This window comes from Colwellia sp. BRX8-5, assembly GCF_014077325.1.
Taxonomy (GTDB): Bacteria; Pseudomonadota; Gammaproteobacteria; order Enterobacterales; family Alteromonadaceae; genus Colwellia_A.
In genome coordinates this window covers 114,193-127,789 of record NZ_JACGVR010000005.1, presented here as the reverse complement: position 1 = coordinate 127,789, position 13,597 = coordinate 114,193, and the positions used below count along the sequence as shown (strand labels likewise).

The following is a 13,597-nucleotide window of genomic DNA, read 5'->3' as shown; positions in this document are numbered from 1 at the left end:
TTTTTTCATAAGATTGATACCGGCTGAACAGCCAAGTATTTAACCTTTTGATAAAATAGCGCATGCACCGCATTATTAGCGAATAGAGGTAATTGAACACCAAGTGCTTGTAGTATTTGCCAATAATAATAGTTCCTTTCACCATACCTTAGCTTACTGTCGTATAAAAGCACCGCTGAACAGCATGGTTAAACTGAGCCATAATCCCCCTTTACTCCCTAACGCCTTGTCAGTAATTTACACGACTAAAAAAAACAGTTATCAACTTTTAGTTGATAATAAAACAATTACAATCGACTTTAATTGCAGTAAATAGTTAGTTATAAATAACACAGCTAAGCAGTTAACAATGATGTTGTCTAAGCGATAACATCGCTGTTAACACTTTGGCGCTGAGTCATAGTAAATAATCATTTTTAAAATTAAACGAGGCACTTATGGAATTAACAATTACCGATCTGAAAATTGAACTTTCGTCAGAAAACTTGTCGCACATCCGAGATAAAGCACGTCACATGTTTAATAAATTTTATGATCGTGTTCAAGTAATAAAAGTGACCATTGATGATATTAACGGCCCCAAAGGTGGTAAAGATAAGCACTGTAGAGTGGTTATTTACAGTAAAGGTATGCCTGATATTGTTGTTACTGATAATCAAAGCTCTGTAATGTCAGCGGTGAATATTGCCCTATCAAGAGCAAGAGCAAGTTTTTTAAAAAAGGTAAAGCGCCAGCAAAAAAATTATCCGACTTGGTCTCCTAAAAGTGATATTGAACTCTCTAAAAGGGTCGAACTAGAGCGTATTGAATTAATGGTGAACTAACAATGCTAACCCCTGTGTTCACCCCTTACCGATAAAATAACGAGTAAATAACACAACTTATTTACTCATTTATTTAATGGCTGGGTTAGTGAACACCATAACGCTAGAAACTTAAATAATAATAGTTATATTGGCGCATGGGGCATTCAATAAACACATTATGTAAAAGGAGATAATCATGTTCGCAATATACACGCCAAATGGACGAAGCTTTTCAGGCCCACTGGAAGAGCTCTATCATATTCAAAAAACACAATTGACGGAGCAATCACGAAGTTTTCAGGAACTCGATGAGTTTTCACCTTTGCTAAAAAAAGGTTATTCGCCGCCCCCAAAAGCCATTGATGCTTATAAAGATGCTATCAGTAAAACTGAGACAAAAGAGTTGATATGTCACGCTTATCAAATTATGACTTACCCCGTTGCCGTAATATCAGCCAGTGATACTTTAACGACGGTTATTAAGATATTTACCGAGCGGGCATATCAAGAATTTCCAATTGTAAATAGCCAGCAACAACTTATGGGGAGCTTATCTAGACAACAACTTTACGAATACCTTTTAAAGCATGGCACGGATGTTGATAAAAGTGCAAAATCAAAAAGCGTCGCTGATTTATTTCTCAATGAGCATTCTAAAATTTATACCGCAGAACCAGTTACAGACATCCGACGTATTGCGGTCCTGCAAGTAAAAAATCGTTTGCACACAATTCCTATTTTAGAAAACAATGGCAAAGTAGTGGGCATTATTTCACGTACCGATATTATAAAAGCAGTAGCTATCGACCCTCCGTTATCATTGTGGTGTTAACGAAGAGAGGATAAAAGAATGCTTTAAAAAGATGGCCGTTTGCCGTTAACACAATAATAGCGGGGTAATTGTCGAGCTGTTAAATTAACTTCCCAGTATTTTCAGCGGTAATGACAACGCACTGTTGCCGGTTTGACCAACAAACCAAATAATGCCACTTAGCCCGCCTAATGTAATGACATACCATAATACTGAGACAATTTGAGCATAACGGTTTAGGGGTAATAGGTCACTCAAATGTCGACGTTTATATTCAAAGAAAATTTCTATACTACCAATAGCAAGTAAAAAGCCTAATAGCGCTAAACCAAAGTGATAACTAATATAAACACCTAATGCAGCACCTAATACACAAGCAACTAAACCAACTCGGGTATTAATTGAAAAGGCAATACTCTTGAGTATGTGTCCACCATCTAAGGGTAATACCGGCAACAAATTAAATAGATTAAGTAAGGCATTAAAAACCGCTAAACCGGCCAGTATTTCTAAATCGGTTAGCCAGTAACCTACCAAGCAAACAATAGAGAGTATTAGGCCAAAGAAAGGGCCCATTATCGAAATAACAACATCTTGCCAGCGGGTATTAATTTTATCGTCGCTCAATGCTAAGCCTCCGACAAAGGGAATAAGGTAAATACCTTTGGTTTTCAAACCAAAGTATTTCATCGCCTTAATATGTCCATATTCATGAAAGACGAGACAAAGAATAAGTGCTATGGCAAATTCAATAGAAAATAACCAGCTATATGCGGCTAAACTACCAGCAGCAAATAGCACTTTGATGACTTTGGCACTTTTTAACAATTTCAAGCCAAGTCCAGCCATGCCAATGAAACTAAATTTCATCGGCTGCTTGCTAGCTTGGCTAACTTGGCGTTGTTCTATATCTTTTTCAAGGAGGGTATCTTCTTGTTGAAGTTTATTATCAACAAAAAGCTGGTATTTAAGCGCAAAAGGCTGCCAATGCAGTGTGCCCTTAAGTTCTATATGTAAATCACCTTGTTCACTTTGTAGAGAGAATTGATGGGTAAAGGTATCGTTGCCATCGACTGCGTCAATTTGTGAGACACACTGGTCGTCCCAAAAAAGTTGTTGCCATCCCGCCATTGAACCTTCTAATCGTAGTGTTTTATTCAAACACGTTACTGCTAATAGTTGCACTTTATAAACTCAGTAAATAGAACCTTGCCCGATTATCACTATATTTGGAGGGGCAGCAAGGTTTATTGCCACTATTATTGATTTATCGGCAAACAGATAAGCGGGTAAAAAGTTATTTATTCGCATCGCGATAGAAAAAGCCAGCTAAAGCTGGCTTAATAGTAAACAATTGATTAAGTATCAGTAGTTAAAGCAATACTTTACAATAACTTTACTTAGGCATTAACACTGTATCAATGACATGTATGACACCGTTACTTGCTTTAACGTCAGCCATAATCACTTTCGCATTGTTTATCATTACATTACCGCCATCTACTTTCACCATCAACATTTGGCCTTGTACTGTAGTAGCACTGTCTACTTTAACAACATCTGTAGACATCACTTTTCCAGCAACGACGTGATAAGTTAAAATCGATACTAATTTATCTTTGTTTTCTGGTTTTAATAGCATTTCAACCGTGCCTGCAGGTAACTTTGCAAAAGCTTCATCCGTTGGTGCAAATACAGTAAAAGGCCCTTTGCCTTTGAGTGTATCGACAAGTCCACCGGCTTTAACTGCAGCAACAAGAGTATTGAAAGAACCATTTGCAGCAGCTACATCAACAATGTCTTTTTTCATACCATGGTGTTCTGCATGAGAAGTCGGCATAAAAGCTAAGCTGGCAACTACGAGTAAACCTGTTGTAATAAATTTATTGAACATGTTAATTCCTATTTAATGGATAATATTTAGTTTCAGCAATATTTACGTACTGTTAAACAATTAAGATCAGTTTGCTTAACATCTTTATAATAAAAACGGATGAAATATAATCACATCTACCCTATCTACTAAAAAATCCATCCCTAAGGCTACAAGTATATCGTCACCTTATTCTTGAGTAATAGCCTCGTTTCAGCAATGAACTATGGCAAAAAACTATAAAATTTTATTATCGAAGTTCAAGGATAACGTCTAAGTAATCAATAATAATTTACCTTAATAAATTTGCGAAAATACTTAAATAAATATATTTTATAAGTTGTTTATGAAGGGTTAGATTATTTAAATAAATAAGTGAGATAAATAAATGTCAAAAAAATCAGCTAGTGATATCCCTCAAGAAGCATTTGACTGGTACGACGAATACGCTCATGGCGGTATGGATCGCAGAAGCTTTATGGCAAAATTAGCGACTTTAGTTGCAGTGGGATACTCAATGACAGTGCTCACATCAGCATTGCTTCCAAATTATGCCCTAGCCGAACAAGTTTCTTTTAATGATGATGAAATAAAAGCTTCCTATGAAACTTTCGATTCACCCGAAGGTCACGGTAAAGGTGTCGGCTACTTAGTAACACCAACCAACAAAACAGGAACCTTGCCTGTTGTTTTAGTTATTCATGAAAACAGAGGCCTAAACCCCTACGTAAAAGATGTTGCTCGACGTTTAGCTAAAGCTGGGTATCTTGCCTTTGCTCCAGATGCTTTGTTCCCCTTAGGTGGATATCCTGGTAATGATGATGAAGGCAGATCTATGCAAAAGTCGATGGATGCTGAAAAAATACAGCATGACTTTGTTGCAGCAGCAAAATTCATCAAAAAACATCACAGAAGTAATGGAAAGCTTGGTGCTGTTGGCTTTTGTTTTGGTGGTTACATAGTCAATTATTTAGCCGCAGTGGAGTCTGATTTGATTATTGCTGGCGTACCTTTTTATGGCACACCAGCCAAAAAAGAATTACGTAAAAATATTAAGGCTTCGTTACTGATTCAATTGGCTGAACTCGATGAAAGGGTTAATAACTCTTGGCCTGACTATGAAAGTGACTTAAAAATTGTTCAAGCCCCCTATCAAATGCAGATCTATAAAAATGCCAAACATGGCTTTCATAATGACTCAACCAGCCGTTATGATAAAGAAAATGCCGAGCTTGCCTGGCATCGCACCCTAGCCTTTTTTACTGAGAAGCTGGTATAAAAATCATCTAAAAACACTTTATTAACGAGTTAAGCGAGCAAAGTCATCAATAAAGTAGACTTGTACTCGCTTAGCTATATTTAGCGTTTAAACTCTGATGTTTTACTCCATTGTGGCCACACATTTTCTTTGGAAAGCTGATAACCAATGTCAAAAAATGCTTGCATATCTTCTTCGGCGCCAGAAAGATCCCATGTATCATTATATTCATCACAAAGGTTGTGATAACACTTACCAAGACTTTCCTTTAATTGAGTTCGCAACACTTTAGTCGCTTCATCAACGGCAGTTTCTCCCGTTTTAGCATATAACGCCGGAATGCCGATATTTGCAAAGGCAAAGTGATCAGAGCGGTAATAGATACCCGCAGCAGGACGAGGATCCCCGGCTATAGTGCGGTTTTGCTTCTTCGCTGCATCACTAAGAAAGTTATCAAGTTCTGACTGCCCTAATCCATAGACAGAGACATCGCTACTGCGACCATTCACCCCTAAAGCATCCATATTAATATTTGCAACTGTCTTAGCCGCTGGAATAATAGGATTAGCCGCATAAAACTTAGAACCTAACAACCCTTGTTCTTCTGCAGTTACTGCCATGATGGTAATGGAACGCGCTGGTGCAACAGGCAATTTAGCAAAGGCTTCAGCGACTTCAATAAGTGCCCCAGTACCCGATGCATTATCGACAGCGCCATTATAAATTTGGTCGCCAATTAAGCTGGTATCTTTGCCTAAATGATCCCAATGTGCGGTATATAAAATATGCTCATCAGGCTTAACGCTTCCAGGTAAGGTGGCGATAAAGTTATAAGACACTGATTCTTTCACGGTGTTATTTACGGTAACAGAAGCTGTTAAGTCGCCCATATCAAGATGATAACTTCCCTTGGCAGCCGCAACTTTAGCCTGTTCGAAGTTGACACCGGCTTTAGTAAATAACTCTTTGGCAACCTCGCTATTTATCCAACCTTCAACCGCAACACGGTCTTTATTTTTGTCTTCACGCACAAAGCCAAATTGAGGACCAGACCACGAGTGTTCTACTACCGACCAATCGTATGATGCCGGAGCGGTTTCATGAATGATGATCGCACCTTCAGCACCTTGTCGGCTAGCTTCTTCATATTTATAGGTCCAGCGCCCGTAATAGGTCATCGCATTACCGTTGAAAAGTTTAGCGTCTTGAGTTGCAAAACCCGGATCATTAACTAAAATCACAACGGTTTTACCTTTAACATCCAAATCTTGGTAATCATTCCAGTTGTATTCTGGCGCATTAATACCGTAACCAACAAAGACTAATTCTGAGTCTTTAAGTTGTTCAAGGTTACTTATGCGAGCAGAGCCCATTACCATATCCGTTCCGTATTGATAGTCTTTATCACCAATTGACAATGTCATGTCTGGTGATGCCTCAATTGACACCATAGGTACAGCTTGCAGGAAACTATTACCATTGCCTGGCTTAAAACCTATTGCCGTTAATTGTTTAGTTAAGTAATCAAGCGTAAGCGCTTCACCTTTACTTGACGGTGCGCGCCCTTCAAACTCATCTGAAGCAAGTACTTTGATATGCTCAATAAGTTGTTCTTTGTTAATGCTTTGATAACTCGCCGCAACATCTACTTCGGTATTTTTTGAAACATTACTTTCTTTGCCACAGCCACTTACCAGCGCTAAAGTAAATAAGGTTAAAGCTATTTTATTTTTCATTTTTTATACTTTTATTAAGAATGACACTTGGATTATAAACGAGTATTGGCGGCGTTTGATAGACTTAGTTGAAAAGTTATAGTCAGCAAAGAGTTAACTAGTTAATAAAGTATTAAGTCCGTAAATAAACTCATAATATAAGCAAGGTCATCATATGAATAATCTTAAAATGATGACCTTGTGTGAAAACGTATAAAGTTTGAGACGACCAATCACTAAATGAGATTGGCTTCTAATGATCATTTTTGCCACTTTTGAGACATTAGCACTAATGCGATAAAACTGAATTCGGATTAGTATTAATAACACTCCATTAATAGCCAATTGCTATTTGTCATGCTTAGATGTCTTTTTATTTTTTTATCAGAAAATAATAATGAGAAGTCGCCGTAATAGCCCAAATTTAAAATCAATTTAACTATTATTTAAACAAAACCTAACGCATAAATTAACCGGTAGTTGTGTTTCACTGAAGAGTATCCGTAACATGATAGAAACAATGCATTAAAAAGTATATGAAGGCTAATGTCAGGAAGGTACAAAGCCGAACTAATATTGAAACTAAAAAGCAGTCTATAGAAGACTGCTTATAGCCCAAACTCTCAGCTTACAATTTTTATGCAACGCTATGTAAATTCAAAGGTAGTTTGACACTAAACTTATTACAGATTTAAATCTACAGAGCCTTTTTTCGTTGATATTTCCAAATTACGCAAGTTCAGAATAGTTTTCACACAGCCTGAGCCAAAAGCTGACATTAACTTTTGAGTTACTAACGGCTGTTCACAGACTATTGCAGCCGTTAGCTAAATGCGATTTATTACCTCACAAATGGCGGTAATGTAAACTCGATTTCTTTGTCTTCTACTGGCTTGTCACTCAAGAATATTTTAATCGTTTCAGTTACTTTGGGTGATACCATAAACAAGTTATGACCTGCATTATTTACCGTTACTTTTGTTAAGTTACTCAAACCTGCTGTAGCTTCATATTGCGACTGTACATATGTTCTTCCGTCTAGTGTGCCTGTTAATAATAACGTCGGTACGTCACTTTTTGGCTTAGTGCGGAAATCATCACCTAAGTCTAAATTTGGAATAACTTTGTTTAAATGCGGCATTGGGAAATTCAGCATTTTACCTACTAATGAAGCTGGAGCTTGTTGCTCAATTAAGTTTAATCGTTCGTCTGAGACGCCTGATGCGACATCCATTCCAAACGACATGATGTCGAAGCTGATTTTAGAGTCCATAAAACCAGCACGTTCGATAACGCTAGGTAACATTGCAGTTATTCCACTATCAATACCTGAGTATATTTGCAACAGCATAGACACATAGCGGTGCGGATCTGAAATCATTGCAGACGCTATTCCTTGCATGTGACTTTTTTGAAATAAGAACTCAATTGGCTCACCGTCTTTTTGCGGCATTGTTACTGTAATAGGGTTAGCTTCTAATTTTCTGTTTACACGTTTTACTAAGCCAATAACATCAGGATATTCTGCTTTGGCTTTAGGCTGTTGATTAATAGCTTGCTGCAAACGCTTAAAATACGCTTCAGTTCTGGCTGGTAGCTTTACTGTTTGGTTTAGTCCTTCCGCACTGGCAAGTACCATTTTGTCTATGTGATTTTCCATCACCTTTAGACTGGCAAGTGCTAGATGAGTACCATAAGAAATGCCCCATAAAGTAAGTTTGTCAGCCTGTAGGTGTTTCCTTAAATCATTTAAGTCGTGGGCACTTTGCACTGTAGTATAACCAAGTACATCAGCGCCTTTTTTGTTCCAAAACTCAACACACTCTGTTGCCGCAGCACGATAAATCTTGGTCACTTGTGATTCAGATAAACGTTCATTCAATGGTAAAGATTTTTTCGATTCACACTTAGGGACAATCTGCGACTTGCCTGTTCCACGCTGATCTAAAGCGATTACATCGCCAAACTCTCTTAACGCCATAAATAGTGGGAATCGAAAATTTGGGTACTGCGCAGTAGAAATACCTGAGCCTCCAGGTCCTCCCGACAAATAAACTATAGGTGACCCTTTTTTATTGCCAGTGGCAGGAAAACGTACATAGGTCAGTGGAATGGTACGGCTATTTTTATCGTTACGGTTTTCCAATACCTGAATAGAACCTTCGTAAGCCATCACTGACTGCTCACCACTTTTGAATTGAATTTCTTTCTCATTGCCAAACGTCTTGGCCGCAAAACTGTAAAATGACATTAATGTGACTGTTAATAACAACAAACCAACGGTTAAATTTTTAATATTCATAATTTCTTCCTTCGAGTTTTAATGTCGTCACTATTGCTTAAGTAACAAGTAGATGCATCCATAACTCGTTGAAAGGCATGTTTTATTCCGCTTATTCCGTTAAGTGGTATAAACTAATCGGTAAATGGTCGAGCAAAACGACTGAATTTTTAATATAATATTTAACATGACAATACGTATTTTTCTACTTCAACTCTGTACCATCCTGTGCTTGTATTCTGGGTTTGGTTTTTCACAATCATTAGTGACTATTAATCTAGACTCAGTCATTATCTGCCCGATTACCTCTTCCTCTAATGTGATACCCAGTTTTAGTGAACGAGAATGTAAAACAACAAACGCTTGGAAAATAGATCCTCAAAACACAGCTTTATGGGTAAAAACAACCGTCAATGTTCCTGAATATATGCTGAAAGACAAAAATCCTCACAGTGTTTATATTTCAGGTAAGGCGGCGAGTAAGGTCTATTTTAATGGTCAATATTTAGGAAGTAACGGCTCACCTAATGTTATTCCTAACTTAGAACAGGTAGGTAAAATAGATGCAATGTTTTATGTACCCGCTAATTTAATAAAACCTAAAATCAACGAAATTATTATAAAAATGTCATCACATCACGGATTTTTAACCTTAAGCAACCCGCTGAATTTTATCGGTTTTGGCATCTATTCCGACCCTACTTACTTTATTCACCGGAATTTAGGTGTATCAATAGTGCCGCTAGGTGCACTCCTGTTAGGCGCTATTTACTTTTTGGTGGCTAGTTTCAGCCCCAGAAATCGCCCAAACAATTTGTTATTTTTATTGATGACCTCGTTTGCGTCATTACAGCTATTTGCCGAAATATCCCGTTCATTATTTTCTTATCCGTATCCATTTCAGGATGTCAGACTGTTGCTCATTGTTTCGCTCTCGCTTCTATTTGGCTTGTGTTTTTTGACTTTTATTATTTTAAAATTAGAAAAGAACAAGCCGTATTTGTGGGTTTTTGCAGGTGGCAGTTTTAGTTTATTAACTGTGTTGTTAACCCCTGGTTTTGACCCTAAAACCGCTTTGGCGATATTTGTCCCAAGTGCGATTAGTGCCACACTTTTAACGACTCAAGCTGTAAAGACCAAATCAAAAGAGTGGGCAATTTATGCTGCTGTGTTTGTTTTGTTTTCAGTCACAATTGTATTAACGTTAACTACCTTTCACGATGTGCTGTTTTATTACATCATTACAGGGGTGCTAATATTACTATTTGTTCTTCAAGCGCAAAAGCTCAACCAAGAACAAAAAGACAAGGAAGCAGAACAAGCCTTAGTCGCAAAACTGCAATTCAAACTAGAACAAAACCAACAACAAACTGAGCCAAGTACAATCAAAATTAACAGCGCAGGGAAAATAGAGATCATCGCCAGCAACCAAGTGGTGTTTTGCAAAGCTGCGGGTGATTACGTAGAAATAAATCTAAAAGACCACCAACAGCGCTTGTTTACAGGCAGTTTAAAAGAGTTAGAGTCTAGCCTTCCTAAAACGTTTTTAAGGGTGCATCGTTCATATTTAGTGAATGTGGAATTTATTAACAGTTTGAATACCAAAAGCTCACATCAGACTGAAACATCGGGCGCAGGCTTCCTGCAACTGCACGACGCAGTGGAAGTACCCGTAAGTCGAAGAATTATGCCTACGGTGCGAAATTACATAAAACAAAGTTGAGTTTAGAATACTTGCAACCTATATGCCTCTCACTTGATAGACAGAGGCAGGTAAACTTTAAGCCATGATTACATTTATTGTATATCGAATGTCGAATGTCGAAAATCTAATCTTAGACTAAACACATTTTGGGACAGAAATAAGGATGAGCGAATGACCGCTATGTCGGATCACTTGTCGCTAGATGAGCCAAGGCTAACGTATATATTCGTATCTTTGTTAACATTAAGCTAGTGATCATTAGAGACTTCTTCAACTAGCCATAAGCCGACATTAGCTTTTGTGCATCCTAGATCATATTTAGCAATAATATTAGCCAAGATTTCCTGCTCACTTGTGGGGATGGTTTAAGCCCAAAACTGCCGCTGGACTTTTATTTGTAAACACTAACTTTTACCTTATTTCTGACATCCCACAAATTATTTCGGTATTTCAAAATCACTTTGGAAACAAAACAAAAAGACACAGTGTTCGAATTTAGGCTCCCACTGTTAATCTATATACGGGCATAAAATAAGGGCGAGCCATTACTTTATTGAGTTCACAATGAAATTTAATTGACTTAAAATCGTCCAGTTTCAGTTGACCACGATACTAAAAATTATAACTAAGTTTTAGTATCGTCTGGCGTCCTCGTGCAGGAAATGCTTGTACGTTTTCATCTACTCCTAAAGATGTATGTGATGATGTGGCATAGCTCTCATCAAGTAAATTTGAAATAGTTAACGATAGACTTACTTCTTTTGATAGTTGATTTTTTATATGGCTATTTAACAGCCACAACGAACCTTCGTCTAATACTTTTACCTTAGAGCGCCAATTACCATTGAGATTGAACGACCAAGATTGGTATTGGTAATAAGCACTGAAATTCAACAAACTATCTGGAGAAAGATCTTCCGACTTGGGTAGTCCTGATGATTGTTCCAAGTGTGTTTTGTTTTTTGATAAATGAGTAGCAGAAGACACTAATCTAAAGCTATCTATTGGTTGCCAAATCAATTCTAATTCAATACCTTCAACATCATTTTTAGCAATATTATCTAACGCATGGACCCCATTTTCATTGGCTTTATAACCTATAATATTCGTTTGTCTGTTAGAAAATAACGTTGCCGTAAACTGTGATTGTGTATATGAATGTAGATAAACAATTTCGGTGGTGCTAATTTCACTGGCTTCTAAATCTTGGCTACCTTGAGTGAGACCACTCTCTTCATCGTACATATCGCCAAGCGATGGGGCTCTATAAGCTTGACCATGAAGAAACTTAATCGTTTGTTTTTCATTTAAATGATGCACCAAGGCAAACCTAGGCATAAGTGCACTGTTAATATCGTTGTAACCATCATATCTAAGGCCCGCTGTCATTTGCAGAGCCGACGTTACTTGCCACTGCGTTTGCAAATAGGCACTGGAAATTTCTCGTTTTTTATCTAAAACTGTTCTTTGTTCGTCTTGATCAAACGTAATCACTTCAGGTAGTTGAGAAGAATCGCCATATATATCGAAATTACTTCTTAAATAAGCGTCAGGAACCTGACTTTGAGAGTAAGACAAGCCAGTATTTATTTTAAAATCTTCGTTTAATTGATATTTACCATTTAAAGCAAAATCTATCGCATGATATTTAAAGTCGGTTCCAAAGAGAAAGTCCACCTGCTCAAAGGGCACTTCTCCCTTGGGTACCAATGCACCCAGTTCTCGTCTTTTTGCTTGCTGGTAACTAGTACTAATATCCCAACTCATTGTCTCAGAATTATATATTCGCTGATCTATACCGGCGATAAAATGTTGTAACTCAAGGATGTTTACCCCATCTCGTAAACGTCTAAAAAGATAATAATCGGATCTTTTTGTATCCAAAAGTTGAGCAAATAATTTTGTATCTTTATGAGTAAGATAAGCACGAAGTTGAGTAGATTCTCTAGGATCACGTGTAGTTGTTTGAATTTCATTACGGTCGAAAACATCATTATAGTGATAACCATCATCCTTGAACAAAGACAAACTTGCTCCTAACTGCCAATCTCCTAATGTGTGTGATGTGTTTATTAATAATTTTTGAGCACCAAAGTCTCCCAATCCCACAGAGATTTTATTTTGGGGCTTAGTTAAAATATTAATAACACCACTAAATGCATTCGAACCATATATTGAAGAACCAGGACCTCTAATGATTTCAACCCTTTCAACATCAGCTAGGTCCATAAATTGAATAAAGAAATTAATGCCACCCGTATAATCATCATTCACTCTATGGCCATTGAGTAAAATAAGTAGTGTATTGGCGTATGTTTGTGCGTGACCACGCATGACGATATGTGATTGGTTTCCTTCGACCGGATTAACCATACTATAAAAACCGGGCACTTGACTGATAAGTTCAGTCCAAGAAGTAATACCCATTTTATCAATATCATTACGGGTAAAAATAGTAACCGAAGAAGGACTGTTTTTGATTGTTTCATCATTTTTTGATGCGATTGAAACCTTCAAATTAAGTAAATCAGTTAATGACAAGTCAAATAAATCTATCGACTCTTCGCCAAAACATAAAAATGGAATAAATAAAAGGGTAAATAAGAAATATTTGATTAGATTCATACAAACTTTAGATTATTCCACAAATGTCTGAATTATAGTTTAAATATTAAGAATAGGTAATTATTTAAATGTAGTTACATAGTTAATTCAGCCACCTAATTAACTGAACCTGTGGCATATTTTTTGTAACTGTCCACTTTATATAAGGTCGGCTTGTCGGATCTCCTGTCTTTAGCATGTAAACTCTAATGACGGCTTTGGTGGCTTTGAAGTTGTTGATTATTAAGATGACGGTAGCTCAACGTCTAATGAACACTCTAAACAGCTTAAATATCTATTGATGCTACGTGCGCTAACGTATCTTTGTTAACATTGAGCTAGTGATTATTAGAGACTTTTTCAGCTAGCCAATTACAGACATTATTTTTTTGTTGAATCATGGTCATATTCATGACAATTCTAACAAAATTTACTGCTTATTTGTGGAGCTGGTTTGAACTACATTGCTGTCTTTGAATATTCGTATCGGAAGGGGAACCATATACCATATTACTGATATTACTGATATTACTGATATTATATT

The 13,597-nt window shown here is 37.1% G+C and carries 9 protein-coding genes; 4 read left to right on the top strand and 5 right to left on the bottom strand.

Features of this window, described 5'->3' with window-relative positions:
* Positions 1 to 437: 437 nt before the first annotated feature.
* Together H4J62_RS05420 and H4J62_RS05415 are read left to right on the top strand one after the other, a co-directional pair.
* On the top strand, positions 438 to 824 hold the full coding sequence (locus H4J62_RS05420) for a hypothetical protein (protein ID WP_182203676.1): 387 nt from the start codon (positions 438 to 440) through the stop codon (positions 822 to 824).
* A 178-nt stretch (positions 825 to 1,002) separates the two neighbouring features.
* On the top strand, positions 1,003 to 1,638 hold the full coding sequence (locus H4J62_RS05415; RefSeq protein ID WP_182214285.1) for an HPP family protein: 636 nt from the start codon (positions 1,003 to 1,005) through the stop codon (positions 1,636 to 1,638).
* A gap of 84 nt (positions 1,639 to 1,722) precedes the next feature.
* On the opposite strand, the gene H4J62_RS05410 is transcribed toward H4J62_RS05415, so the two are convergent.
* Positions 1,723 to 2,802 (bottom strand): site-2 protease family protein, encoded by a 1,080-nt coding sequence (locus tag H4J62_RS05410; RefSeq protein ID WP_182214283.1) that lies wholly within the window; start codon positions 2,800 to 2,802, stop codon positions 1,723 to 1,725.
* Positions 2,803 to 3,013: 211 nt separating this feature from the next.
* A complete protein-coding gene (locus H4J62_RS05405; RefSeq protein ID WP_182214281.1) occupies positions 3,014 to 3,511 on the bottom strand; it encodes a fasciclin domain-containing protein in 498 nt (165 codons plus the stop codon).
* Between the two features lie 367 nt (positions 3,512 to 3,878).
* On the opposite strand from H4J62_RS05405, the gene H4J62_RS05400 reads away from it, so the two are divergent.
* A complete protein-coding gene (locus H4J62_RS05400; RefSeq protein ID WP_182214279.1) occupies positions 3,879 to 4,769 on the top strand; it encodes a dienelactone hydrolase family protein in 891 nt (296 codons plus the stop codon).
* An 80-nt stretch (positions 4,770 to 4,849) separates the two neighbouring features.
* Here H4J62_RS05400 and H4J62_RS05395 read toward each other — a convergent pair whose 3' ends face one another.
* Both H4J62_RS05395 and H4J62_RS05390 read right to left on the bottom strand, forming a co-directional pair.
* Entirely contained in the window at positions 4,850 to 6,484 is a 1,635-nt protein-coding gene (locus H4J62_RS05395) for a M28 family metallopeptidase (RefSeq protein ID WP_182214278.1), read from the bottom strand.
* 820 nt (positions 6,485 to 7,304) lie between these two features.
* Positions 7,305 to 8,765, bottom strand: a complete 1,461-nt coding sequence (locus H4J62_RS05390; protein WP_182214276.1) for an alpha/beta fold hydrolase — start codon at positions 8,763 to 8,765, stop codon at positions 7,305 to 7,307.
* A 166-nt stretch (positions 8,766 to 8,931) separates the two neighbouring features.
* On the opposite strand from H4J62_RS05390, the gene H4J62_RS05385 reads away from it, so the two are divergent.
* Positions 8,932 to 10,467, top strand: a complete 1,536-nt coding sequence (locus H4J62_RS05385; RefSeq protein ID WP_182214274.1) for a LytTR family DNA-binding domain-containing protein — start codon at positions 8,932 to 8,934, stop codon at positions 10,465 to 10,467.
* Between the two features lie 594 nt (positions 10,468 to 11,061).
* Here H4J62_RS05385 and H4J62_RS05380 read toward each other — a convergent pair.
* A complete protein-coding gene (locus tag H4J62_RS05380) occupies positions 11,062 to 13,074 on the bottom strand; it encodes a TonB-dependent siderophore receptor (protein WP_182214272.1) in 2,013 nt (670 codons plus the stop codon).
* Positions 13,075 to 13,597: the final 523 nt, after the last annotated feature.